We start from the raw sequence: 25,123 nt of genomic DNA, 5'->3' as shown, positions 1-25,123 counted from the left end.
TGCGGCACAAGTGCCAAGTGCGCGATTCAAGGAAATCTGCCGGTGCCGCTCTTGCGAAACCGGTCACCGCAGGTGAGAAGCCGCACGAGCCCGTCTTTTTTGGCGAGTCGGCTTCAGGTAAAGCAAGTGCAGGCCACCGGGAATTCAGATTTCCAAGCGCACTTGGCACTTGTGTCGCAATCATTTAAAAAACCTATCGCTAGCCAAAAAATCCGAATATCCATGGGATCAGCAAGGCCCCAAAAATTCCGTGCAATCCCATCCCGAGGCTGGCATACCGCCCAGCCTCTGGATGCACGGAAAACGCCCTTGCCGTACCAATGCCATGCGCGGCAAGACCCATGGTGAAGCCACGCACCCACCAGCGCTTCATGCCCATTGCATTGAACAGCCAACTGCCCACCGCCGCCCCCAGAATACCTGTGACAATTGCAAACAGCGCAGTGAGCGTGGGTGACGCACCAATGCGTTCACTCACACCCATGGCAATCGGTGCTGTCACCGACTTGGCCCACAGGCTGTGAAAAATGTCGATGTTCGCGCCCAACAAATGCGCGGTGCCCAATGCACTGGCAATCGACAGGCCTCCACCCACCAGCAAGGCCACAGTCAACAACACCAGTGTGCGCAGGGTTTGGCCTTTCACCGCCGTCAAGCCTTGGTAAATCGGTACAGCCAGTGACACCGTTGCGGTACCCAACAGGAAATGTACAAACTGCGCGCCTTCGAAATATTGTGCGTAACTTAAACCGGTGATTTGCAAAAATGCAGCCAGCAGCAACACCGCAATCAGCACCGGGTTGGTGAAAGGGTGTTGGCCGCTTTTCCTGTAACACCACAAGCCGATTTGATACGCCAGCAGGGTCAGGAATAGTGCACTGAGCGGGTTGCCACTGAGGTAAACCCAAATCTCGGGAAAATCGGCCAGGCGACTTGTGGAATCAGTCATTGCGGATAACCTCAGTGGCCTGCCCGGACACATTGGCCGCTCCAGTTTCACTGACTTCCCCTGGCATGAAACGCGCAGCCAGGCGATCAAGGACAAAAGCCGTCCCCACCAGCGTGGTCACTACACTGACCAACAAGGTCAGCAAAATGATGAAGCCAAACTCGGCGAGCACAGGCCAAAACACCACCACACCGACCGCGGCGGGAACAAACAGCAAACCGAGATTGGCCGTGAACACATTCGCAGTGGTCTGAATGTCCGCAGGAACACCACCTCGAATGAAAAAATACGTCAGCAGCGACACAAGCCCGAGTACAGGCCCCGGAATGGAAGGAAAGGCTGCAAATGAGAGCAACTCGCCCAGCGCCTGAAAAGCAAGAAGTATCGTGAGGGATTTAAGCATGTGGCAGTGTAGCGCCATGAAATTTTTATAGTCAACCCGAAAAGAATTGAGGCGTTACAATCAGGCAGTGAAATTTCGCTTTAAAACAATATTCAAGGACACACACCATGAACACATTCAAACTTTCAGCCGTTGCACTTACATTATTTGCAGCCGGTTGTGCCAACGTGATTCAGCAGCCACAAGCCCCCTCGCAACCAGCAGCTGGCTCTCCGGTTGCAGTGGCAGGTTGCCCCGTTGCGCCTGAACGCAAGGTCAACAACACCAAAACGGCCATTGGCACCGCAGTGGGAGCAATCGGTGGTGCATTGGTAGGCAACAGCATTGATGGCAAAGACACGGTGCGCGGCGCGGCGCTGGGCGGCCTGTTCGGTTACCTGGTAGGCAGCCAGATTGCAGTGCGTGAACAGCGCGATGGTTCGGTGATGCTCGACATCCCCGGTGCCGCACTGTTTGACACCAACAAAACCGCCATCAAATCCCAGTTTGCCGGCACGCTGGATCAAATCGCCGCCACCTTGCGCGACAACCCCAACACCATTGTGTGCGTGATTGGTTACACCGACAGCACAGGCAGTGACCAGTACAACCAGGATTTGTCAGTGCGTCGCGCGCAATCCGTGACGAGCTTCCTGACATCCAAGGGCATTGAGGGTGGTCGCCTGACAGCCGCCGGCCTGGGCGAAGGTTTCCCCGTGGCCAGTAACGACACTGAAGCGGGCCGTACCCAAAACCGTCGTGTTGAAATGTACGTGCGCAACTGATCAGATACTCGATCACAGCCCGGGGCATAAGCTCCGGGACGCAGTGTACGAACGAAAAAAAACCACCAAAACGGTGGTTTTTTTTCATCAGGTAATACTGAAAATTACTCTTTCGGTTTGTCGCGCAATTCACGGCGCAGAATCTTGCCAACGGGTGTTTTAGGCAAATCGTCGCGGAATTCCACAAATGATGGAATTTTGTAACCGGTCAGGTTTTGACGGCAATGCGCAATCAAGTCTTCCTTGGTCACACTGGCGTCTTTTTTCACCACAACCAGCTTCACTTTCTCGCCAGTCACTGGGTCGGGCACGCCCACCACGCCGCACTCCAGCACGCCAGGGTGTTGAGCAACCACGTCTTCAATCTCGTTGGGGAACACGTTGAAGCCCGACACAATGATCATGTCTTTCTTGCGGTCCACGATTTTTACATAGCCCTGCTCATCCATGGTGCCGATGTCACCGGTGGCCAGCCAGCCATCCTTGTCGATGGTTTTCGCAGTTTCTTCTGGGCGGTTCAGGTAACCCAGCATGACTTGCGGGCCGCGCACGCAAATTTCGCCTGGTTCATTCAAGCCAGCCCACAGGCCGTCGTCACGCTTCAGGCGCACTTCGGTACCAGGAATTGGCAAACCCACGTTACCACGGAAGGCTGGGCGCTCGCCGCCATGCAATGGGGGCACAGTAACCACCGGTGAGGTTTCTGTCATGCCAAAACCTTCGGAGATGGCACAACCAGTCACCTTGTACCAGCGTTCTGCGATCGGCTGCTGCAAGGCCATGCCACCGCTCATTGCGAACTTCATGTCGGAGAAGTCGCGGCTGCAAAACTCGTCATTGTTCAGGAACGCGTTGAACAGGGTGTTCACCGCAGTAATGACATGGAATTTTTCCTTGCGCAGCACCTTCATCACCGTGCCCACATCACGCGGGTTGGCAATCAGGATGTTCCGTGCACCGAAAGTCATGAACAACATGCAATTCACGGCCAACGCATAGATGTGATACAGAGGCAGCATGGTGACCACACAAATCGGGTCTTTGCCAATGGCTTCGCTCATCCAGGCCAAACCTTGTTCCATGTTGCTCATCAGGTTGCGCTGGGTCAGCATTGCGCCCTTGGAGACGCCCGTTGTGCCACCTGTGTATTGCAACAGGGCCACATCGTCCAGCTTGGGGCTGGGCTTCGGGTAAGCCACGCCTTTGCCGGCAGCCAGTGCCTTTTTCATGGGCACTGCTTGCGGTAGGTTGTAGGCTGGCACCATCTTCTTGACCTTGCGCATCACGAAGTTGATGATCAAACCCTTCAAACCACCCAACAGGTCGCCGAGCTGCGTGATCACGATGTTCTTGACTTTGGTGCCGTCGAGTGACTGCTGCAGGGTATTGGCAAAATTCTCGAACACCACGATGGTGGTTGCGCCAGAATCTTTCAACTGGTGATTCAATTCACGCACGGTGTACAGTGGGTTCACGTTGGTCAGGGTACAACCCAGCTTCATGGCGCCCACGAAACACACAGGGAACTGTACGCAGTTGGGCAACATGATCGCGACCACGTCGCCAGCCTTCACTCCAATGGATTTCAGGTAACCGGCAAACTGGTCTGACATGTCGTCAACCTGCTTGTATGAAAATTCTGTTCCTGCCGACACAAAGGCTGGGCGGTCTGCGTATTTCTTCAGACACTCGGAAACCAGTTCCAGCATGCTGTTGTAACGCAGTGGAGGCATGTCACCTGACACACCGGGGGGGTAGCTCTTGGTCCAGTAACGGGACTCAAAAAGCGCTTGCGCTTCGGCGCTGACAAAACCATTGAATTGATCGGGGGATACTTTCGCAGTATTCAAACCTGCGTCCTCGGGACGTGCAGACATTTGGCTAATCTCCATGCAAATCAGAGCTGACGCCAGCCATTGCCCGGGTGCCATTTAAGTCTCCCCTGCACAAGCAACATCGCCCTGATTTTTTTATAAGTGTTGTATCAGTCTTTAGACAGGCTATACGATATCACCCTTCACTCGATTTAGGTAAGGCTGGTGTAAGTTTCTACCCCGAATCAATCACTTAGACCCACTCCTTTAATTAAAAGGAACCAAACAACGGGGCCAGGCACCCAATTTTTATTCAACTGATTTCAGGTTTTGTCAAAATGAAAAAAAATCCGGTTGAATTGCTCACAACGCGCGAGCAAGTGGGGCTGCTATTTCTGTTGTTTTTGGGCGCAGACCTGTGCTTTATCGTCCTCCACACAATCAATTCACTCACCCCGGTGTGGAACAACCCCTTGCTCAACATCGAGAAAGATGCGGGTTATTCCGAGATTTACCAGTACCTGAAGTATTTTTGGGCCAGCCTGCTTTTTTTTGTGATCGCGGTCAAAACTCGCACCTTGGCGCCCACCGCCTGGGCCTTCGTGTTTCTATTCCTGCTGGCCGACGACGCCTTGGGCATTCACGAAAAGGTGGGCGGCGTCATCGCCCGCCATCTTGATTTCATTCCGCCATGGGGATTGCGACTACAAGACATCGGAGAGGTGATTTACGCCCTTTGTGCAGCACTGTTGCTGTCCATCCCCCTGGGATTGGCCTACCTGCAGGGCGATCGCCGCTTCAGGCGTTCATCGCACCACCTGTTGCAACTGGTGGTGCTGCTCGCCTGCTTTGGTGTGTTGGTGGATTTGCTGCACATGTTGGTTCAAACAGGCTGGCGGCTTCAATTTGTGCTGGCGGTGATGGAAGATGGCGGTGAAATGGTGGCAGTCAGCGCCCTGCTGATTTACACAGCAACGCTTTGCCTGCGCAAGGGTGAACCGCCACATTATTCACCCTTGGCGATGCTGCAACTCAAAAATAACGCGACTTTCTCTGGGTCGGCTTGAAATAACTACCCAGCAGGCCGATGGCCACAAGCCAGTGCAAACGGGCACGTTCCGGCCGGCGGCGTACACAGGCCAACGCAGCACGCCCCAGCCGTGCTGCAATGTTGTTGGGCCAACGTTCATGCCGGTTCACGAAACAGGCAATGGCAAGGTCTTCATTCACTTTTTTCTGAATGTTCAAATGCGGGTTTTCATACACGCACGCAGGTGACGTGATGCGCAATACACAGCCCTTCTGTTCGCGAATGAACCAGGCCGCCCATTCCTGGTCTTCGGCTGAAAACACTTCTTCACGGAACCCGCGCTGAAGCAACAGGTTGCGGGGAATCATCGCGCAGGAATTGGCCAAGCCATTGCGGCCATCGAATCGGGTGATATCGATGTTGTCATAAGCGGTTGAAACCCCTTTGCGAAAATAGAAAACAGCACATTTCGCTGCCGCAGCCTGCTGAAATGCAGACTCTACGAGCTGAGGATCCATTAATGCAACATGGGCGCTGTGAACCAGTACATGGTCTGCTGCCGCTACGGCAACCCCTAGGTGAATGGCCCGGGAATAGTTGAACTGACCTGCCCCGTATGGCACATGTACATCTGCCAGCTCACGCAGCCTTTGTGCCACCTGCTCGCTGCCCGAGGAATCAACCACCACAATTTCCCGAGGGGGTAAAGACTGCGCCCGCAGACATTGAATCGCCCTCACTAGCAGGGGCGATGTTTCATGGGCCCGGATGATCACGGAATAACTCATGGTGAAAAACGGCTGCCCGAATGCAGCCCAGGTAAGGCAGGAGATCCAATCCTAAGCGAGAACTCTACCGGGTGATGACAAGTACATCCCCTCACCACTGCTGGCGCAGCTGATTCAGATAACGCTTGCGCTCGCTCGGAGCCAGGCCTTCAAGCACAGACAGCACCCGGTCTGCATTTCTGAACGCCTTGATTGTCAAAAAATGATTCACTGGCTTGTCCAGGCGCTCATCCTCAATGTGCGGACTCACCTGAAACGCAGCTGAATATTTTTCTCGATGGGAGTGAAGGCTGTGTCCCTTGGGCTCAACAGGTTCAGCGAAATTCACGGCATCATTCCGCAATGCGGCCGAGCGTTGCGTTGTTTTCTGCAAGGCTGACGGCAGGCAAAACCGGGGCTCGTCGACATCACCCAGCGCCACTTCAGCATGACCCAGCATGCAATTGAAAAAACTGGACTGACCGGAACGCCTGAAACGCAGCAGGGCGTCTTTCAACACCTGTATCGCATCAGTGTGGCAAGACTGCTCGTCCGCTTGCCGTTGAGAGAGAACTGTTGCAGAACGAACCTCAACACCAGGTACGCTTTGTTTTATCACATCCATGTTTTTCAAAAAGCGCTGGTAGGAGTTGTCCACTTCACCCATCGAGTTCAAGTTGATTACATCGATGCCGTGTGCACCGGCCTGAATGACCAGTGGAAGCACATGGTTTTCATAATCAAAAACTTCCGTGTGGCGATGATCTGAGATCACACGCAAGAGAAAGCCCACCGGCTCACCGGATGCGGCAGAAAGGTGGCGCACCACACTGCGCAGATAATCTCCATTCTGGCTTGGCGCAAGTACAGGAACAATCCGTACGCCATATTTTTGTAGATATTCATCGGCCAGAATAGCCTTTGCGCAATCCAGGGGCTTGGGCACCACGTAGCTGAGTGCGCGATTGTCTTCATCCGCTCCGGGCAGGCCCACTCGGGGATATGAGAACAGCCGGTGCGTGTGCGCCAATGCCAAACGGCGCTCGCGTGTTGCAAGCAGCGCAAGGTGCTGCGACAAAGCAGACAGGTTCAGGCGCCCGCCAACCAGCAATTCATTTCGCAAGCCTTGCAAAGCAGACAGTGCTGCTGCCTGTCCGTCGCACGGCTGCAGGGGTTTGAACTGCGTACCCAGACCCCGAACTGCATTGGCCAGCACGGGCGACCGATCATCTGGACTGCTCCCCGGCGAGGGATAGGTGTCTTGAAAATAGCCAAAACGTCTGCCAAGGGAAAGTGAATTCATCGTTGAAACATCTCTTGAATTCAGCTGAGGAGCTTTTCATATGAAAAAGTTCAACAGTATTTGCTCAACCAACTGCATTGATATGCAAATTTTGCATGAACTCCCGACGCCTGCGAACCACTCAATTCGCCTGATTTTTTACCTGACCTTTCTACAACATGCCCAGCCGCTCCAACCTGTCATTTGCAGCACCCGCTTACAACCCCGACCCCAATTTCAGTACCGCGATTGAACTGGCCAGCGCACCAGGCTTGTCACTCAAGCAACGCTTTCAGCACTTGATGGAATCTGTGGACATTCCGAATTTGGTCGTCAATCCACCGGGCCGAGCACCCAATCAAGGAGGGGCCTACCAAAAAATGTTGGCCCTACAAACCTTCAAGTCGACACCGCAATACCAGTTGTTCAAAACCCGGGTGACACACACACTGACCGAACTTGATCGCATAGCGAACTCTGCTGGCACGGTGAACCAGCGCAACACAAATTTTCAGGCGCTGGGCGGCGGGCTTTGGCAACCGGTCAGTGAAAATGAATCTTCCCGTTTTGGCACATTTCAAGCAGATCTCTATCTACAAGCCTGCCCCGATGCAAGCCGTCTTTTTCGAATACACACCTTCGCCCAACAACGACCAGAACTGGTGGCACGCGACGGAGAAGAAAATGCACGTGCCACCATCAGGGAGCTTTCCCAACGTCTGGATGTGTGTGCCCCGGGAATTATCCAGCACTTCGACGAGGCTGTGAATACTGTTCGCCAAGCCACATTCACCCCTTCGCTGCCGGAACGGTTTGAAGCCATGAGAATTCAGATTGTGCGTAATGCAATTGCGGAATTCATTCACCAGAACCCGGATGCGGCCGGCAACAGGATAGGCAATGAGGTGCACAGGGTTGCAGCCTGGCAGAACCACTTTTCACGCGCCATGCACCTGCCATTCATTGACGATGTGTTTGCATCGCGCGCTTATGTTGAAAACATGAATCAGCGAAACCGATTGAGCAGGACACTGACAGACCTCCAAACTCCATCGGTCATTGCCAACGTTCTGGCCACCCAGATTCTTGAAGAGGCACATGATTTGTGGAGCCAGGCGCAGGCAACGGGCACCACGGACTTTCCCGAGCATTGCATGACAATCATTGAAGTAATCAGCAACAAGCATGGCCCTGTTGAACCCCATACCCTCATCGAACTGGACGATGATGAAATGCCCTGCAGCTTGCACGACAACCCCACCCTGCTCGCCCTTTCAATTGTGAAGCAAACAGAATACTCGCCCAACGTGCACGTGCAGCACGAAACAGTGCGGCGATGGATTGCTCGCAGTCAAAACGAAAACGGCAGGATTTCCATTCTTAGCAGAGGGCAATTGCGTTGGCTTGAAACAAGCCCACCCCCCGGCATGATGGGTGAAAATGAACAGCAACTGCTCAGCAGCAAACACTTGAGCCCGGCACAAACCCGGGAGTTTTTTGACGCGGTGTGCACACAACAAACCAGTTCATTGCTACTGAAAGCAGCCTTGCATGAAATGCTGCGCAACGACTGGGGACAAAGCTTGCCCAATTGCAAGTCACAGGATTTTGACCCTTATGTACCCAATGATGTATTTGTCAACATGGCCATGGGCTTTGCCCATGACTTGAAGTTTGGGCAGATGGAAATCAACCTCAACTACATGAACGTGTTGTTGAAAGCGCTGGATAATTTTCAGCACTCCAAGGTGTTGAAAAACTATTCACCTGAACAAATCTGCAAGTTGCTGAGATATGCCGTCCACTTCAATTCGAGTTCTTACGGCGTTCAGATTCCACTTGATATCTGGAGACGGATAGACCTTATTGCCAGCCTGCACCCACCCACCGTTGATATCTCGCTTTACAAGGGTGCCCTTCAATTCCACTGGACTTCTCAGCCGGCCAAGGCGGCCAGGCTCGCGAACGACAACCCGGCATTCGCTTCCACAAACCGTGCACACGGCCTTGCCTACATTGATGTCATGGCAACCCATGCACCTCATTTGCTCACCCAAACACTGTGCAGCAACATCAAACTAATCCGATGCCCGGAAGTCGTCGTCCGGTTTTACGAGGCGGGTGCAAGATTCGACACCACCAACTATGGCCAATACAGCGCGCTGCAACTTTTGATGCAACGCACGGACGATGCGTTTTTAGCCATCACGCTTGACAGTCTTTCACAGCACGGACTTTCACTGCAGGAGTTGGCAAACCCCAGGGTCATCCAATACTTGCGGGAAAGGAACTTTGTACATTCCGTCAACGTGTTGATTTCCCGGTTAGCATGACATGCCCACCCCTTCTGAGCTTTCTTCTGCCACGCCATCATTTCATCCCGACATACACCGAGGAACGGCCTTTGAACAAGCCAGCGCGCCCGGCCTGACCCTGAGTGAACGCTACCAAAAACTGATGGAATCTGTTTACAACCCGGATTTGTCCGTCAATGAACAACAAGCCGGCGGTGCGACACTGACCAATGCCCAGCGAAAAATACAAATACTTGAACGATTCAAGAACACGCCCCAATACCAGTCGTTCAAAAACGTGATCAACCACACGCTGGCCGAACTGGATGACATTGCCAACACTGCAGGTACGGCACACCAGAAAAACTCTAACTTCGAAAGTCTTGCCAATGGACTTTGGGAACCAATCACCGTCAATGGAACTTCGCGATTTGGCGTGTTCCAATTGGATCTTTATCAGCAGGCCTGTCCTGATGCAAACCGGCTTGTGCGTATGCATGCTTTTGCACAACAACGACCCAAGCTGGTGGCCAATGAGGCTGAGGCCAATGCACGTGCATGCATTAAAGACCTTTCCGAGAGGCTTGATGTGTGCGGCCCAGGACTTGTTCAGCATTTTGATGAGGCCGCGAAAACAGTCCGCCAGGCCAGTTTCACACCGTCATTACCCGAACGTTTTGAAGCACTGAGAATTCAGGCTTCCCGAAACGCCATCGCTGAATTTGTCAGGGAGAATGCTCCGGCCTGGAACCTGGGCGTGGGCAACGAAATCCACAAGGTTGCTGCCTGGCAAAACCATTTTTCGCAAACCATGAACTTACCGGTGATTGACGATGTGTTTGCATCGCCCAATTACACAGAAGACCCAGTGGAACAGATGAATTTGAAATACAAACTGACCAATCTGCAACCCAAGCCAGTGACCTCGAGATTCATGGCCCACCAGATTCTTGAAGAAGCACGCGACGTGTGGAATCAACTACAGGTGGAGGGGGTCACCGACCTGGCCCAAGGCTGCATGACCATTGTCGACAAAATCAGCAACAAGCACGGCCCGGTTGAACCCCACACCCTGTTCGAGATGAATGAAGACGCTGTGCCCTGCAGACTCCATGACAACCCAACCCTGCTTGCCCTTTCCCTGCTGCAACAGGTAAAGGGCAAGGTACCGGTATTCCCGAATTCGCCCAAAATTGTGCGTTGGGCTTTCAGGCATCAACAAGGAGAAGACACCCTGACCCTCAAAAGCCAGCTCCACCTTTCGTGGCTTGAGACCGAACTGTACGTGAACCAGAACGTCAACTGCTGAGCAGTAAACACCTGAGCGCGGAGCAAATCGGCCAGCTTCTCGACTTGTTAACGATGTTTCAAATCCACGACGTCCCATTTAAATCAGCCGTGCATGAATTGTTGCGCAACGACTGGGGGCATCACCTGGAGCCGATCCGGTTACAAGAATTCGACCCCCACCTACCCAACGACGTATTCATCCACGTAGCCATGGGTTTTGCACAGGGTTTGAAGCTTGGGGAAATCGAAACTCACCCCAAACTGCTGGATGTGTTTTCAACGGCGCTCTTCAACCTTCGTTCGTCCAAAGTTCTGAAACACTACTCGCACGATCAAATCGTTCAATTGTTCACCCATACCCACCAGTTGGCCAGTAGTAACGGCCAGCCAGATGCACTGGATGTGCACAGGACCGTGAATAGGATCGCCAGGCTGGAACCCGCGAATGTCGACATGTCCCTGTACAAGGCAGCACTGGAATTCAAGTGGAACAGGGCGCCACAAGAATCACTTGACGATGCGATTGGTAACCCGGTATTCAAAAGCCAGAATGCCGCATATGGTGTGGCTTACGTCGATGTAATGGCCAAGTGTACACCCCATTGCATCAACGTCACGCTGTTGGAAAACATCGATACCATGGTCCGCCCAGAGGTGGCGTTGCGATTTATCGAAACAGGTGCAACATTCAACGCCACAAACGATGGGCAGCCCAGTGCACTGCAACGCTTGCTGAAAAACCCAAGCGACGCCTTCGTGACCATCGTGCTGAATGATCTTTCTCAACGCGGGGTGTCACTTCAGGAGGTAGCTCACCCTGGTGTGATCGACATGCTTACCAGGCGGAGTATGCCGATGGCAGCAGCCATATTGAGGAGATACCCAGGCCTATGAAACCAGTCATTGAGACCAGGCATGACCTTGACTCACAATCAGGCTGACCCGACCTGATTGGCCAAACTGCATGAACTCTACGGTACACGGGGCCACACAGTGCACCTAATGCAACCGATGAGCCAACCCATGCCCAACAATGCAGTCAACCCAGCCCCCAATACGCTCACCAACTCTGGAAACAAGCTGAACCCTGACCTTCAGCAAGCGATTGAGCAGGCCAGTGCACCCAACCTGACACAAAGTGAACGCGTTCAAAAATTGTTGGCATCTGTGACCGCTCCAATCCTGCAAGTCTATGCAAGAGAGCACAACGCATGTAACAACGTTGATCCACGAATCGTGGCAATTCAGGATTTTCAAAAAAGCCCGGGGTACAAAGATTTCAAGGCAATCGTTGAAAACACGTTGAAGCAACTGGATGCCATTGCCAACTCATCCCCCCATCACGGCCAGAAGACCGACCGCTTCCAGCGTTTTGGCAAAGAAGTTTTTGTGCAGGTTACCGGAAATCAGCGCTCCCGTTTCGGCACTTCTCAAGCGGACCTGTTTGAACAAAGCTGCCCCGATGCAAACCGGCTTTTAAGAATGCACACCTTTGCCAAAAAAAGGCCTGACCTGGTGGCACGTGGTGGAGTGGAAAATGCCCGCGCCTGTATCACAGAACTTTCTCAAAGACTCGATGTGTGCGGCCCAGGACTTGTTCAACATTTTGACGAAGCAGTAAAAACAATTCGCCAGCTTACTTTCGTGCCCTCCATGCCCGAGCGGATTGAGGCTTTGAGAATTCAGATTGTACGCAATGCAATTACTGAATTTCTTAACAGGCCAGGCGCCGCCTGCAAGACGATTACGTCGGAGGTACACCAGGTTGCCGCTTGGCAAAACCACTTTTCCAGCATGTTTGATTTGCCAAGTATTCAAGACGTTTACGCGAACGCCAATTTCACAGAAAATGAAAGTGAGCAAGTTGAACTGGCCAGCAAACTCTCAGCACTACAAAGTGGGTCAGTCATATCTACAATGCTGGCCAACCAGATTCTTGAAGAAGCTCAAGACATCTGGAATCAGGCAAAGGCCGTCGGCATCAATGACCTATCTCAGTACTGCATGACCTTGCTGGAGAAAATCAATGAACGGCATGGGCAGGTTGAACCCCACACACTGATGCAACTGGATGACGATGGCATGCCGGGCGGAATTCAGAACGACCCCACATTACTTGCACTTTCCATACTCGAACGGACTGATCAGGCCAGCGGGGTGCATTTTGTCAAGGAATCGCTGTTGAAATGGACGCCATCCCATCAGAATGCGTATAACAACATTTCCCTTAAATCCCGAGGCAAGTTGAATTGGCTGGAAACCGCGCCCCCACCGGGCTCGACAGAAAACCCCGAAGTGGATTTGATAAGTGCGGAAGGGATGAGCAGGCAACAAGTTACAGAACTGTTAGATGCTCTGTTCACACCAGAAAGCCATGAACTGGATGTTCGGCGAGCAATTCACGAAGTCATGCAAAACGACTGGGGACAAACCTGGCCTGCCATCAAGTCAAAAACCTATGATGAATCACGTCCGGAAGATGTCTTTGTCAATCTGGCGTTTGGCATGACTCATGATCAAAAATTGGGTCCGTGCGATTTGAAGACAAAATTCAACAAATTGATGACTAAAGCTCTTGAGAATTTCGAACAATCAACGGTGCTTGATCAATACACTGAGAACGAGATTCTTGAATTGCTGGAATATGTCACCGACTGGAACACACGGTGTGAGCAACCGCAAGATCGTGTCGACCTGACTCGGCTACTGACCGCAGTGAGGTACAACCATCAGACAAGCAAAATTCCACTTTACAAAGCCGTGCACCGTCATGAATGGAAACACAACTACGACCTGTCCTTCAGAAAATCCTATGAGCCTGCACAAATACGAGGCAAAGGCACCACACATGCCTTGGCTTACATTGAAGCGATGGCTGATGGCGCACCTCACCTGCTTGGCCGAACGCTACGCCGCAACGCGCCAGCCCTGACAGACCCCAAAGTGGTATTCAAATTTATTGAAATGGGTGCGAATTTGTACACAATTCCCCGCGAGGGAGCCAACGCACTCGAACGCTTGATAGGTAACAGAAACGACGATTTTGTGCGTGCGCTACTGGAAGGTCTTGTGCAACGGAAATATTCAATCAAAGACATTGCTTCTGCAAGTTCAATACAGGCGCTTCGCACTCGAGGCATGACAAAAACTTCGGCTTACCTTGATCGCTTCTGTGATAACAGGCCTCTCATTCCAAGCCGATGCTTAAAGCCAACTCCTATCTATTTGAACTATGTTGGCGATATTGACCATATTGCAGTTTTTAACGAAAATCGAGGTTTACGGGATGTTAGAGATTTTATAGCTCTTAGAAGTTCTAGATAATTTTAAGACTTTTGACCTCAGCCCTAGTCAATACTGGCGTAATACAGGCATCCACATTGCTGAATACTTGCTCCCAATGACTTAGAGGCTGCGAAGAGATCAATTGCGCCATGTCCGCCCGAATTTGCACCGCGGGTGGAGTACCTGGCATGGCGCCACGGCTCCAGTGAATGTTGATCCATTCCGGTTTGCCCATGGCTTCGCAGGCCACCTTCCAGAACTTGTGTTCCAGCGAACCCACGGCCAGGTGACGGTTGTCGGAAGTGCGGTACACGTTGTAACAAGCCAAGCCACCTGACAGCAAATCATCCTGGTGCTTGGCAGGCTTGCCACTGAGCATGACCCACATCTGTTCCATGCTCTCGGGCATGATGTTTTGCTTCCACAGGTTGTGTGTCATGGATACATCCACAAAACTGCCGGCACCTGTGCGCTGCGCTTTCAACAAGGCGGCCAGAATGCCCTGCACTGCGGCTGAAGTTCCGCCAAACAGATCACCGAATTGCACAGCTGGAACAGGAATGTCGCCATTGGCAGTTTGCAGGCCGTCGAGCACTCCACTGAGGGCCATGTAATTGATATCGTGCCCCGCTTTCTCAGCCAGCGGACCTTTCTGCCCATAGCCTGTGATGCAACACATCACCAACTTTGGATTTAAAGCTTTCAGGGTGTCATAGGAACAACCCATTTCCGCCATGACGCCTGGGCGAAAACCGTCGATCAACACGTCGGCTTTGGCCGCATGGTCTTTCAAACTTTGAATGCCTTCAGCCGTTCGGAAATCTGCCACCACGATTTTTTTACTGCTGTTCAAAGCCTGATACAACATGGGCATGCTTTTAGCGTCGTCACCGTGGGGTGGCTCAATCTTGATCACAGTGGCGCCCATTTGCTGCAAAATCAGCGACGTAGCGGGGCCGGGCAAATTGCGGGAAAGGTCAACTACGGTAATGCCTTCGAGCAGTGTGGAATCCTGAATTGGGGACACGGTATTTTCTCCGGTTGAAAGATGGAGCAAGTTTATCAAACAAACGTTTGTTTAATCAAAGCGCTTTGTATTTGTTGGCTTTTTAAGAAAAGAACGATTAAACGTACAGGAACCTTTCAACTGATTTGTCCACCAAAGAACAATAACTACTGCCATGAAGACTTGCCATGCCTATTGAAATCCTACCTCAGCAGTCAGGTCAGTTCCCCACGCAGTTTGAAGGAAAAATTACACAGGGAAGTTACAGGCAAACAGGGTCCAGCCAACAAGCCCGCGTAGAGACTCACACAGATGCGCCTCCTCAACCCGCACCTGCCCGGCCTGAATCACACTCCGCGTTCCATAGTGCTGCACGACGCATTGCCAGTGCGTTCTCAAGTGCAGGTTCGCGTTTAAATGCGCTTTTTTCAATGGGCCAGCATACCCCCCAGGCAGTTGAAGAGTCCGCACGGCGCAATTCCTTGTCCACGTTGTTTTCGAAACTGACTTCGCTGCTAAGCCGGAAGTCAGGACCACAGGATGGGGTTGACCGCCAACAAAGCCAAACCAAAACATTGCTCCAGCGCATGTTCATCAATGGCAGGCTTTCCCAGGAAGCCCAAAGAGAAATGTTGAGCGAGATTAAACAACAGGCATCTGCATTGGGCTCGACACGAGCCAATCCGATGTTTACGTTTCTGGACACCCTGCTACCCGGACCCACGGCCTCTGAAAGCTACACTCCTGTCACACTGATCAAACCCGGACACACTGCCAAGCTTGTTCTCGCCGACCTGTACGAAAAAAAATACGGCATCAAAATTCACGTTCAGGGCAAAAACCTAAAAAATCCCGATGACATTGCTTCGGTGCTGCTTGAAAAAATCAATGCTGCAAACGGAGAACCTGTGGGGTTTGTCGTGCACCAACCGCCGGAAGAAGAAACAACAAAGTCACAAAACAATTCTGATTATCGCGGACATGTCACGCCTTTCATATTGCAAAAAACACCCAATGGCTTTGATGTGATTGACCTGAATGTCGGGGTGAGTGTGTTTGTGGAGTTGTACCGAACGTTTCACAGCCTGAACGAGTCAGGCCTGCAAATCAGGCACCTGGTCTTGAAACAACCCGCAAGGCAGGCAGACAAATTTTCATGCCACACCGATGCCTTGCAAGTGCTGAAAGACGCCTTGGTGGCACACAAAACTGTGGGAGGCAATCTGGGTGAACATTATTGGAAAAATCACCTCCTGACCCCAACCCCAAACCACACCCGGTGGGAACCAGGAAAACTTGAATACGTGCTTGAACTGCCAACCGTTTTGCACAAGGTGGCTCAGAACTCCAGCGCCATGAAATCAACTCGGCTTAACCCTACTCAAGTATTGGCTACTAGGGCGCCTTCGGCCAACCCCGCCAAGAAGCAAACAATCGGTGAGCACAGAGAACGATATTCCACGGTCCGGGATCAGAACAAAACCCCCCTGAATAACTTCCTGACGATCAAAGCTTACACAAATGCTTTCAAGGTGCTGGATCAGCTGAGAAGCTTTCCCGATGCACGGGCGCGCAACAACTACATTCAAACCATTCAGGCCAAGAATGGCTTTTAGTAGAGCTGCGAAAACTCTGCATTCTGTTCCAACACCTTTGTTCCTGTTTCTATTCTGTCCATATGCGAATCCAAGCAAGCAGCCAGCAAAAACTTTCTGAATCAGTACACGTAGCGCAGCCAACAACAAAGTGCACCTTCAGAGAAAAAGTCAAGCAGATGGCGCATGCCTTTTCCATGGCCGGCGGCAAGCTGAATGCACTTTTCTGTATAGGAAACCATACCGCTCAAGTGGAAGAAACCGACCGACATGCCCGTGCAGCAAACTCGTCAACCAGTCCAAGCGAACTATTGCGCCAACAACTATTCCCAGGCAATTGCATTTCACACACAGCCCAGCAAGACCTCGAAGTGGAAATCGGAGGGCGGGCACTCGACCTTGAACTTCTGGACACCAACCCGCTGTTCACCTTCGCTGACCTGAAAGATGCAGCGTCCACACCGGCCGGTATTGTCAACATGGGGGCTGTGGCCAGGCCTGGTCACATTGCCAAGCTTGTTCTGGCCGATCTGTATGAAAAAAAATACGGGATAAAAATCCACATTCAAAAAAGACACATTGACCGAGCGGAACACCTGGCCGATCTGCTTCTGAGAAAACTGGACAAATCAAGGCAAATGCCTGTTGGTCTGGTATTGCATTCCAACAGAATTCCGATGTTTCGAGATCCGTATTTCTCGCAGCAACTTTTTCGAGGCCCGGAACAGGATCACCGCGACCATGTTCTGCCAGTTATCGTACAAGCCACAAGGAATGGAATCGATGTGATCAATCTTGATGTTTTGGCCAAATCGTCTTGCTTGTTGGCCGACGCACTCTGCCTTCTTAAAAACACAGGTATGAAAGTCAGGCGCATGGCACCGCTAATCGCCGCACGGCAAGCAGATGGCTATTCTTGCCACACCGACGCATTGCAAATCTTGAAAGATGCAATACTGGCCCACAAAGCAAGGGGCGGCAGTCTTTACCAACAGTACTGGAAACACTTTGGGGTGACAGGAAAGAAACCGATTTACCAAGAGTCAGCCAATGATTTTATTCCCACAAGCTACATCGATTTGCCACCACACTTGCACAAACCCGTGCAACGGTCACAAGCACTGATTTCCAACAGGGCATCGGACAGAAAACGCCCACCCGCAATAGCCCCTTCGGCCAACGCGCAAAAGACACAAACCATTGCTGAACACCGTCAGCGATTTTCTGTGTACTCGGAGCAGCTGGGCAAACCCGTCAACAACTTTCTGCTGTTTAAAGGTTACCGAAATGCCATCAAGGCGATTGAGCGACTGGAAGAGTTTCCCGACCTGCTCAGCCGTGAACGCTATATCCAAAGCATCCAGATCAAACACGGTTTTGAGTGACATTTCACCGGCTGTGCGGCCCGAATCTTCGAGAACATCAACTGCTGTTTGTGTACCGCTTTCTTCCACTTCTTAAAAAATTATCATGCGAACCCAGGAATCGACTGCATCACCCACCCCACCCAATGTCGAAGCTTCCCAGCAAGAAGTATCAGCCCGGCCAATAACAAGCAACGTGAACCAGATTGCAGAGGCATTTTCCAGGGCAGGCTTTTCTCAAAGTGATGTGTACTGTGGTGGAAAACCGGCACCCCGACCCAGCGAAGCGCTGCGGCGGCGGCTCTTCGATGGCCATTCACTTTCAGAAGAAGAGCAAGCCCACATCAAGCAAGAAATAAGCAATCGCGCATCGGCCTTCAGGGAACATTTGGACAACCCGTTGTTCATATTTCATACCGCCATGCTGCCGGGGCTGAACAAAAACGGCGAACGGAATTTTGCGTTCGTCACCAAACCGGGACACGTGGCCAAACTGGTGCTTGCTGACCTGTATCAGAACAAATATGGAATCAGTATTCGGGTGCAGCACCATGCCATTGAGGAGGAAACACATCTTGCAGATTTGTTGCTGAAGAATGTGGCCACTGCCAAAGGCAATCCTGTCGGCCTCATTTTACAGCCTCAAAAACTGAGCCATTTGCGGCATGCAATCAAACATGCTGCAGATCAGGATTACATGGACCATGTCAGCCCCGTGATAGTTCAAGGCACCGAAAATGGGTTGGACTTGATTGACCTGGACATGAACGAACCATCGAATTTCAAACTCACCAATGCCTTGCAGTATCTAAAAAAACAGGGCTACACAATTCGAAAAATGGAGTTGAATATTCCCGAGCGGCAGTCAGATCTTTATTCATGCCACACCGATGCAGTGCAAATTTTGAAAGATGCCCTTGTTCAATACAAAAACACAGGCGGAAACCTTTACGACAGCTATTGGCGCGAGCATGGCATCAGCGACTTCAAGCCCTCGCCAGGAGAGTACATTGACCCACGCCCCATTGAGCTGCCACCCCATTTACAAAAAACGGTGCAGCGTTCGGCGGCCATGGTCTCAACCCGCATGTCCTTGCAACAAACCCTCGGTTCACTCGCCCCTTCTGCCACATCAAGCAAAAGCCAAACAGTGGGCCAGCACCGCGAGCGATTTTCGTTTTACCCGGAAATCGACTCTCGCCCAGTCAACAATTTTCTGGTGTTCAAAGCGTACCGAAATGCTTTCAAGGTTTTGAGTCATCTTGAAAGTTTTCCCGGCAAGGCGGAACGCATGCAATACCTTCAAGACCTTCAAAAGAAAAACGGGTTTGACTGATCACCAGGATCAATCAAACCCGTCAACTTGCTGCACCCTTTGAACCAACCCCATGGCTTTGCGGCCGAGGGTTGATTATTTCAGGTGTGTAATGCGTTTCAGGAATTCACCACGCGCAACTTCTCGAACGGCTCTACATTTGAGCCATGCTTGACGTTGGGCACGTTGGCGCATTCAAAGCCTGGTGCATAGGTCACTGAGTTGTCACCGAAGAATTCCTGCGGTGTGAACTCGTCAACCATGATGGCTTCCAGGCTGATGCGGTTGGCACGGTCCAGCAGTTTTTTGTCAGCTGCTGTAATAATGCCCTTGGCCAATGCGGCTTCTGCCATTTCCTGCACAGAACCTTTGTCCACCAACTTGGAACGGCGCGCCTGAATCACTTTCATTTGCACCACTTCGGCTTCCTGAACAGCCTGGAAAGCAGCCATCAAGCGTTTAACACCTGTGGTGTTTGCCAGTACTTCGTCGCTGTCCATGTCGGCCAGGTTGAACTTGGGAATGTATAGGTCGCCAGTAATGCGCGACTGTTGTGCACCGCTCTTGGTGATTGTCTTGGCCACGGTGGGCACCAAACGATCCAGACCTGAACCCACAATCGGGTTCACGCGCAGGCTGAAGTAGCCCACGGTGCGCAGCAAGAAACCAACTGGGTTGTTGCCGAAGTTGGAATAGATGGACTCAAATGCTTTTTGCACCTTGGCCAATGCGTATTCACAAGCGTACTGCACCAATGGCAGGTCTTCCTTGATTTCACCTTCAGCCACATAGCGGCGTACAGTTGAAATGGCCAACAGTTGCCAGCCCAATGCATCGGCAAAGTGGCCAGTCAATTGCTGGCGAGCTTTCAGCTTGCCACCCACTGTCAACAGGGCCATATCGGTCAGGAAGGAGTAACGTGATGACGCCCAGGCCAGCTTGCGCAGGTAAGGGGTTACGCCATCAATTTTTGGTGTGCTGGCCAAATGGCCGCGGGTCAGTGTCAAACCAACCAAGCGGCTGGTGTTGACAACCATGTGACCAATCCAGCCCTTCAGCGCGCTGCTGAATGTGGGCAAGTCGTTGGCTTCCAGTGCATTCGCGATCTTGAATGCATAGGGGTGACAACGCACTGCGCCCTGGCCGAAAGTAATCAGCGAACGGGTCATGATGTTCGCGCCTTCAACAGTGATTGCAACCGGGGCTGAACAGTAGCCACGACCAATCACGTTGTTGGGGCCTTGCATCACACCGGCACCGGCCATCACGTCCATGGCGTTTTTCGCCTGTTCGCGTGACAGTTCTGTCAGGTAGGCTTTCCACACGGCAGACACCACTGGGGGCTGCTCGTTGTTGTCCAGCGCGCTGACCGCGTACACGCGGGCTGCTTCGCTGAGGTAGGCCATGGCTGCAATTTCAGCCAGCTTTTCCTGAATGCCTTCCATTTCTGCGATTGGCATGCCGAACTGCTGGCGTACACGGGCGTATGCACCCGATGCAGCAGCCGCTGCACGCACACCACCCACTGCACCCGCTGGCAATGACACAGCACGGCCACCGGCCAGCTGTTCCATCAACATGCGCCAGCCTTGGCCTGCACACTCGGTGCCACCAATAATTTCATCAGCGTCGATGACCACGTCGCGGCCAATGATTGGGCCGTTGTAGAACGCGTCGCCGATTGGCTGGTGATGCTTGCCCATTTCCAGGCCGGGAATACCGCGGTGAACCAGCGCAACTGTAATGCCCGCGTCTGTGCCTTTACCCAACAGGTTATCTGGATCCTGCAGCTTGAAGGCCAGCGAGATCAGGTTGGCCACAGGGGCCAATGTGATGTAGCGCTTGCGGAAGTTCAGCTTGATCTGAACCTTGCCTTCTGCGTTCTTGAACACCACGCCGCGTGCCAGAATGGACGCTGCGTCTGAACCGGCTGTGGGTTCGGTCAAACCGAAACACGGCAGGTATTCACCAGTGGCCAAACGGGGCAGGTAATGCTCTTTCTGCGCCTGTGTGCCGTAGTGCTTGATCAGCTCGGCTGCGCCCAGGCTGTTTGGAATAACAACCAGAGTGGACAGCAAAGGGCTGTGCGAGGTGATCATCGCCATGATGGTGGAAATCGCATTGGCCGAGAATTCCAGGCCACCAAACTTTTGCGGGATCAGAAATGAATAGAAACCTGCGGATGCCAAAAAGTCGATTGCCTTTTTGGGAATGATGCGCGTGGTTGCAATTTCATGCGGATCGCACATTTCGCACAACTGCTGCACTGGGCCATTGACGAACTCACGCTCGCGGGGGCTCAGCAGTGCATAGGGCTCTGCGAACATTTTTGCAAAGTCGGGCTTGCCGGAAAACACTTGCCCGTCGATCCACACCGTGCCCGCCTCAAGCGCCTGGCGCTCGGTGGCGGAAATCTGCGGCATGGCTTTGGCTTTGATCAAGCCATTCATGATTGCTTTGAATACCATGGTTACTGCTCCTGTTATTTCAAACGCTTAGTTCAAATTGCTTAGTTCAAATTATCTTCAAGCTTCTTGCCTTGGGCAGCAAGTTCCACCAGCATGCTGGCAGGCTTGAAACGTTCGCCATACTTGGCGGCCAGTTCTTCGCAACGCTTCACGAATTGTGGCAATCCTTTGGCATTGATGAACTGCAACATGCCGCCGGTAAATGGTGCAAAACCCAGACCGAAAATTGAACCGATGTTGCCATCAGCCACCGAGCGCAGCACTTTTTCCTGCATGCAGCGTGCGGCCTCGTTGGCCTGGATGTACATCAAACGGTCTTGCAGTTCCTGTGAAGTTGGCTGCTCTTTCGCAACAGGGAATTCTTCGGCCAAACCGGTCCACAGGGTTTTGCCTGCGGGTGTGTAGTCGTAGAATCCCTTGCCTGCTTTTTTGCCGATGCGGCCATGCTTTTCAGCAACCGTGATCAGGGTGCTGTAGCCTGGATGCTCTGGGAAAGTTTGTCCTGCGGCTTCCATGTCTTTCTTGGTCTGCTTCATGATCAGCAAGCTCAAGCTCAGTGACACTTCATCATACAACGCCAGGGGTGGCATGGGCATGCCGGCTTCCAGGCCTGCCATTTCGATTGAACGGGGGTGTACACCCTCGCCCACCATGGCAGCGGCTTCCATCAGGAAGGTACCGAACACGCGGCTGGTGAAGAAGCCACGGCTGTCGTTCACCACAATCGGTGTCTTGCCGATTTGTTGAACATAGTCGAAGCCCTTGGCCAATGTTGCATCATCGGTTTTTTCGCCCATGATGATCTCAACCAGCGGCATTTTGTCCACTGGGCTGAAGAAGTGCAAACCGATGAACTGGTTGGGGCGCTTGGAGGCTTCAGCCAGGCCGGTGATTGGCAGGGTCGATGTGTTGGATGCATACACGGCTGTTGCAGGAATCACTGCTTCAGCACGGGCGGTTACATCGGCCTTCACGGCACGGTCTTCAAACACGGCTTCAATCACCAGGTCTGCACCTTCCAGCTTGGAATAGTCGGTGGTTGCAGTAATCAGGTTCAGCAGTGCTTCTTTCTTTTCAGGTGTGCTGCGCTTCTTGGCAATGGCTTTGTCCAGCAGGTTGGTGCTGTAGGCCTTGCCTTTGTCGGCGCCTTCCTGGGTTGCGTCAATCAACACCACTTCAATGCCCACTTTCGCAGACACGTAAGCAATGCCGGCACCCATCATGCCTGCGCCCAAAATGCCCACTTTTTTCACCGTGCTTTTTGCAGGTGCGCTGGGGCGGCTTTGGCCTTTCTTGATGCTGTTCAACTGGTACCACAGCGTGTTCATCATGTTCTTGCTTTCTTGCGACAGTACGCAGGCAGCGAAGTAACGGCTTTCCACTTTCAGGCCGGTGTCGATGTCGGTAATGCCGCCTTCGAACACGCAGCTTGCGATGTGCTTGATGGCTGGGTAATTGCCGAATGCCTTGGCGTTGGCCATGCTCGGTGCAATCGCCCAGATTTGCGCAATGGCGGGGTGCTTGGAATCGCCACCGGGGAACTTGAAGCCCTTTACATCCCAAGGCTGCGAAGCTTTGGGGTTTGCGACGGCCCAGGCACGTGCCTTGGCGATCATTTCTTCGATGGAATCGGCTGTTTCGTTGACGATGCCTTTTTTCACGGCCTGGTCAACACGCAACTCGGAACCCTGGGTCATCATTTCCAGAGCACCCTGAATACCGATAATGCGTGGCAAACGCTGTGTACCACCGCCACCGGGCAACAGGCCCAGCTTCACTTCAGGCAAACCGAACTTGGCTTTGGGGTTGTTCAGTGCAACGCGGTAGTTACAGGCCAGGGCCAGTTCCAGACCACCACCCAGTGCTGTGCCGTTCAAGGCGCACACGATTGGCTTTTCGCATTTTTCCATGCGGCGCAACAGGCTCTTGAAGGCTTCAGCCAAATCAAAGGCTTGCTGAGCTTCGGTAATCTTGTAAACCGTGTCCAGGTCAGCACCAGCCAAAAACTCGGGCTTGCCGGAAGTCAGCACCACGCCTTTTACAGCAGCGTCGGTTTCAATGCGGGTCAGGGCTTCCGCGTAGGGGCCCATCAGTTCTTCGTTCAATACGTTCATGGAACGGCCGGGCATGTCCAGTGTGACCACTGCGATGCCATCCTGACCGAGTTCAAATTTCACTGCACTCATTGTGTGTTCTCCTTCGGTCTTCAAATGCGTTCGATGATGGTGGCAATGCCCATGCCGCCGCCCACACACAGTGTGGCCAGGCCCAGGGTTTTGTCTTGCCGCTCAAGTTCATCCAGCAAAGTGCCCAAAATAATGGCGCCCGTGGCACCCAGTGGGTGACCCATAGCGATGGATCCGCCGTTGACGTTCACGCGGTCCAGGCTCACACCCAGGTTGCGTGCTGTCTGCATGGGTACTACCGCGAACGCTTCGTTGATTTCCCACAAATCAATGTCGGAAGCTTTCAGGCCGGCTTTCTGCAAGGCCTTCAGGCAGGCTGGCGTGGGGCCAGTCAGCATGATGGTGGGTTCTGAACCGATTACCGCTGCAGCGCGAATGCGCGCACGTGGCTTCAGGCCAGCTTTGCGACCTGCTTCCTCATTACCCACCAGCACCAGGGCTGCACCGTCCACGATGCCGGACGAGTTACCTGCGTGGTGAATGTGGTTGATGCTTTCAACCGTGGTGTACTTGCGCAGGGCTGTGGCGTTGAAGCCCATTTGACCCATCATCGCGAATGAAGGCTGCAGGGTAGCCAGGCTTTCAACAGTTGCATTGGCACGAATGAATTCATCGTGGTCCAGCATGATCAAGCCGTTGAGGTCTTTCACTGGCACGCGGCTCTTGTTGAAACGACCTTCAGCCTGGGCCTTGGCGGCACGGCGCTGGCTTTCAACAGCGTAGCTGTCGACATCAGTGCGGCTGAATTTTTCGAGTGTGCCGATCAGGTCGGCTGAAATACCCTGGGGGATGAAACCCAGCTTGTCATTGATGCGTGGGTCCATGAACCAGGCACCGCCATCGCTGCCCATGGTCCAGCGGCTCATGCTTTCAACGCCACCGGCTACAACCATGTCTTCCAGACCACTACCAACCTTGGCGGCAGCCAGGTTGACAGATTCAAGGCCTGATGCGCAGAAACGGGATTGTGTAACACCCGCAACGGTTTCAGCCCAGCCAGCATCAAGTACAGCGGTACGTGCAACGTCCGCGCCCTGCTCGCCCACAGGCGTTACGCAACCAATCACCAAGTCGTCTACCAGACTCGTGTCAAGGTCGTTGCGTTGCTGCAAAGCGGTCAGCAGGTTGTTCAACAACCACACTGGCGTGGCCTGGTGCAGGCTGCCGTCTTTCTTACCTTTGCCCCGTGGGGTTCTTACTGCGTCAAAAATCAGTGCCGATGGCATCTATGCCTCCTGGATATTTCTCTGTGTTCGGTAATCCGAATTACCGGATTTGAAGTGACTTCTTCACAGTCCAGAATGGCGATGT

18 protein-coding genes are annotated in these 25,123 nt (G+C 52.7%); 9 read left to right on the top strand and 9 right to left on the bottom strand.

The features are described from left to right. Nucleotides 1-199: 199 nt before the first annotated feature. A complete protein-coding gene (locus tag RGQ30_RS02050) occupies nucleotides 200-949 on the bottom strand; it encodes an LrgB family protein (protein WP_130558560.1) in 750 nt (249 codons plus the stop codon). Then, nucleotides 942-1,352 carry a CidA/LrgA family protein gene (locus RGQ30_RS02045; RefSeq protein ID WP_130558561.1) on the bottom strand — a complete coding sequence of 137 codons (411 nt, stop codon included), beginning with the start codon at nucleotides 1,350-1,352 and terminating at the stop codon, nucleotides 942-944. The genes RGQ30_RS02050 and RGQ30_RS02045 overlap by 8 nt, the downstream gene beginning before the upstream one ends. Before the next feature lie 107 nt (nucleotides 1,353-1,459). Here RGQ30_RS02045 and RGQ30_RS02040 point away from each other — a divergent pair, with 107 nt between their 5' ends. Then, nucleotides 1,460-2,116: an OmpA family protein gene (locus RGQ30_RS02040; RefSeq protein WP_130558562.1), complete on the top strand. Its 657-nt coding sequence runs from the start codon at nucleotides 1,460-1,462 to the stop codon at nucleotides 2,114-2,116. A 104-nt stretch (nucleotides 2,117-2,220) separates the two neighbouring features. On the opposite strand, the gene RGQ30_RS02035 is transcribed toward RGQ30_RS02040, so the two are convergent. Next, entirely contained in the window at nucleotides 2,221-3,993 is a 1,773-nt protein-coding gene (locus RGQ30_RS02035; protein ID WP_130558563.1) for an AMP-binding protein, read from the bottom strand. 275 nt (nucleotides 3,994-4,268) lie between these two features. Here RGQ30_RS02035 and RGQ30_RS02030 point away from each other — a divergent pair, with 275 nt between their 5' ends. Further along, on the top strand, nucleotides 4,269-4,997 hold the full coding sequence (locus RGQ30_RS02030; protein WP_130558564.1) for a hypothetical protein: 729 nt from the start codon (nucleotides 4,269-4,271) through the stop codon (nucleotides 4,995-4,997). Here the strand turns inward: RGQ30_RS02030 and RGQ30_RS02025 are convergent. Together RGQ30_RS02025 and RGQ30_RS02020 are read right to left on the bottom strand one after the other, a co-directional pair. Further along, a complete protein-coding gene (locus RGQ30_RS02025) occupies nucleotides 4,963-5,748 on the bottom strand; it encodes a glycosyltransferase family 2 protein (protein ID WP_130558565.1) in 786 nt (261 codons plus the stop codon). The genes RGQ30_RS02030 and RGQ30_RS02025 overlap by 35 nt on opposite strands. A 91-nt stretch (nucleotides 5,749-5,839) precedes the next feature. Next, nucleotides 5,840-7,030 (bottom strand): hypothetical protein, encoded by a 1,191-nt coding sequence (locus tag RGQ30_RS02020; RefSeq protein WP_130558566.1) that lies wholly within the window; start codon nucleotides 7,028-7,030, stop codon nucleotides 5,840-5,842. A gap of 158 nt (nucleotides 7,031-7,188) precedes the next feature. On the opposite strand from RGQ30_RS02020, the gene RGQ30_RS02015 reads away from it, so the two are divergent. From RGQ30_RS02015 to RGQ30_RS02000, 4 genes are all read left to right on the top strand, one after another. After that, nucleotides 7,189-9,342 (top strand): hypothetical protein, encoded by a 2,154-nt coding sequence (locus tag RGQ30_RS02015; RefSeq protein WP_130558567.1) that lies wholly within the window; start codon nucleotides 7,189-7,191, stop codon nucleotides 9,340-9,342. Between the two features lies 1 nt (nucleotide 9,343). Beyond that, a complete protein-coding gene (locus RGQ30_RS02010; protein ID WP_130558568.1) occupies nucleotides 9,344-10,612 on the top strand; it encodes a hypothetical protein in 1,269 nt (422 codons plus the stop codon). A 53-nt stretch (nucleotides 10,613-10,665) separates the two neighbouring features. Continuing rightward, complete coding sequence (locus RGQ30_RS02005; protein WP_338284670.1) at nucleotides 10,666-11,487, top strand: hypothetical protein; 822 nt, start codon at nucleotides 10,666-10,668, stop codon at nucleotides 11,485-11,487. A gap of 588 nt (nucleotides 11,488-12,075) precedes the next feature. Next, the gene (locus RGQ30_RS02000; protein WP_130558570.1) at nucleotides 12,076-13,917 is read left to right on the top strand and encodes a hypothetical protein; all 1,842 of its coding nucleotides are present in this window, start codon (nucleotides 12,076-12,078) and stop codon (nucleotides 13,915-13,917) included. Here the strand turns inward: RGQ30_RS02000 and RGQ30_RS01995 are convergent. Beyond that, nucleotides 13,910-14,905: a CaiB/BaiF CoA transferase family protein gene (locus RGQ30_RS01995; RefSeq protein ID WP_298219272.1), complete on the bottom strand. Its 996-nt coding sequence runs from the start codon at nucleotides 14,903-14,905 to the stop codon at nucleotides 13,910-13,912. The two genes, RGQ30_RS02000 and RGQ30_RS01995, sit on opposite strands and share 8 nt — an antisense overlap. A 167-nt stretch (nucleotides 14,906-15,072) precedes the next feature. Here RGQ30_RS01995 and RGQ30_RS01990 point away from each other — a divergent pair, with 167 nt between their 5' ends. The 3 genes from RGQ30_RS01990 to RGQ30_RS01980 all read left to right on the top strand — a co-directional run bounded on the left by RGQ30_RS01990 (nucleotide 15,073) and on the right by RGQ30_RS01980 (nucleotide 19,179). Further along, nucleotides 15,073-16,500 carry a hypothetical protein gene (locus RGQ30_RS01990; RefSeq protein ID WP_130558572.1) on the top strand — a complete coding sequence of 476 codons (1,428 nt, stop codon included), beginning with the start codon at nucleotides 15,073-15,075 and terminating at the stop codon, nucleotides 16,498-16,500. Nucleotides 16,501-16,658: 158 nt separating this feature from the next. Then, nucleotides 16,659-17,864 (top strand): hypothetical protein, encoded by a 1,206-nt coding sequence (locus tag RGQ30_RS01985; protein WP_338284669.1) that lies wholly within the window; start codon nucleotides 16,659-16,661, stop codon nucleotides 17,862-17,864. 85 nt (nucleotides 17,865-17,949) lie between these two features. After that, nucleotides 17,950-19,179 carry a hypothetical protein gene (locus RGQ30_RS01980; protein ID WP_130558574.1) on the top strand — a complete coding sequence of 410 codons (1,230 nt, stop codon included), beginning with the start codon at nucleotides 17,950-17,952 and terminating at the stop codon, nucleotides 19,177-19,179. A 98-nt stretch (nucleotides 19,180-19,277) separates the two neighbouring features. On the opposite strand, the gene RGQ30_RS01975 is transcribed toward RGQ30_RS01980, so the two are convergent. From RGQ30_RS01975 to RGQ30_RS01965, 3 genes are read right to left on the bottom strand one after another with little or no spacing between them, the layout of a single operon-like run. Further along, nucleotides 19,278-21,626 (bottom strand): acyl-CoA dehydrogenase, encoded by a 2,349-nt coding sequence (locus tag RGQ30_RS01975; RefSeq protein WP_130558575.1) that lies wholly within the window; start codon nucleotides 21,624-21,626, stop codon nucleotides 19,278-19,280. A gap of 41 nt (nucleotides 21,627-21,667) precedes the next feature. Continuing rightward, entirely contained in the window at nucleotides 21,668-23,812 is a 2,145-nt protein-coding gene (locus tag RGQ30_RS01970; RefSeq protein WP_130558576.1) for a 3-hydroxyacyl-CoA dehydrogenase NAD-binding domain-containing protein, read from the bottom strand. A gap of 20 nt (nucleotides 23,813-23,832) precedes the next feature. Then, nucleotides 23,833-25,038: an acetyl-CoA C-acetyltransferase gene (locus RGQ30_RS01965; RefSeq protein ID WP_130558577.1), complete on the bottom strand. Its 1,206-nt coding sequence runs from the start codon at nucleotides 25,036-25,038 to the stop codon at nucleotides 23,833-23,835. Nucleotides 25,039-25,123: the final 85 nt, after the last annotated feature.

It is taken from the genome of Limnobacter thiooxidans (assembly GCF_036323495.1).
Taxonomy (GTDB): domain Bacteria; phylum Pseudomonadota; class Gammaproteobacteria; order Burkholderiales; family Burkholderiaceae_B; genus Limnobacter; species Limnobacter thiooxidans.
Note: the sequence above shows the minus strand (reverse complement) of the source record. Positions and strands in the feature narration are given on the sequence as shown.

Bases quoted from the DNA above. Each gene is read 5' to 3' on its own strand.
- RGQ30_RS02050 (WP_130558560.1), bottom strand. From the start codon at position 949: ATGACTGATTCCACAAGTCGCCTGGCCGATTTTCCCGAGATTTGGGTT.
- RGQ30_RS02045 (WP_130558561.1), bottom strand. From the start codon at position 1,352: ATGCTTAAATCCCTCACGATACTTCTTGCTTTTCAGGCGCTGGGCGAG.
- RGQ30_RS02040 (WP_130558562.1), top strand. From the start codon at position 1,460: ATGAACACATTCAAACTTTCAGCCGTTGCACTTACATTATTTGCAGCC.
- RGQ30_RS02035 (WP_130558563.1), bottom strand. From the start codon at position 3,993: ATGTCTGCACGTCCCGAGGACGCAGGTTTGAATACTGCGAAAGTATCC.
- RGQ30_RS02030 (WP_130558564.1), top strand. From the start codon at position 4,269: ATGAAAAAAAATCCGGTTGAATTGCTCACAACGCGCGAGCAAGTGGGG.
- RGQ30_RS02025 (WP_130558565.1), bottom strand. From the start codon at position 5,748: ATGAGTTATTCCGTGATCATCCGGGCCCATGAAACATCGCCCCTGCTA.
- RGQ30_RS02020 (WP_130558566.1), bottom strand. From the start codon at position 7,030: ATGAATTCACTTTCCCTTGGCAGACGTTTTGGCTATTTTCAAGACACC.
- RGQ30_RS02015 (WP_130558567.1), top strand. From the start codon at position 7,189: ATGCCCAGCCGCTCCAACCTGTCATTTGCAGCACCCGCTTACAACCCC.
- RGQ30_RS02010 (WP_130558568.1), top strand. From the start codon at position 9,344: ATGCCCACCCCTTCTGAGCTTTCTTCTGCCACGCCATCATTTCATCCC.
- RGQ30_RS02005 (WP_338284670.1), top strand. From the start codon at position 10,666: ATGTTTCAAATCCACGACGTCCCATTTAAATCAGCCGTGCATGAATTG.
- RGQ30_RS02000 (WP_130558570.1), top strand. From the start codon at position 12,076: ATGCACACCTTTGCCAAAAAAAGGCCTGACCTGGTGGCACGTGGTGGA.
- RGQ30_RS01990 (WP_130558572.1), top strand. From the start codon at position 15,073: ATGCCTATTGAAATCCTACCTCAGCAGTCAGGTCAGTTCCCCACGCAG.
- RGQ30_RS01985 (WP_338284669.1), top strand. From the start codon at position 16,659: ATGGCGCATGCCTTTTCCATGGCCGGCGGCAAGCTGAATGCACTTTTC.
- RGQ30_RS01980 (WP_130558574.1), top strand. From the start codon at position 17,950: ATGCGAACCCAGGAATCGACTGCATCACCCACCCCACCCAATGTCGAA.
- RGQ30_RS01975 (WP_130558575.1), bottom strand. From the start codon at position 21,626: ATGGTATTCAAAGCAATCATGAATGGCTTGATCAAAGCCAAAGCCATG.
- RGQ30_RS01970 (WP_130558576.1), bottom strand. From the start codon at position 23,812: ATGAGTGCAGTGAAATTTGAACTCGGTCAGGATGGCATCGCAGTGGTC.
- RGQ30_RS01965 (WP_130558577.1), bottom strand. From the start codon at position 25,038: ATGCCATCGGCACTGATTTTTGACGCAGTAAGAACCCCACGGGGCAAA.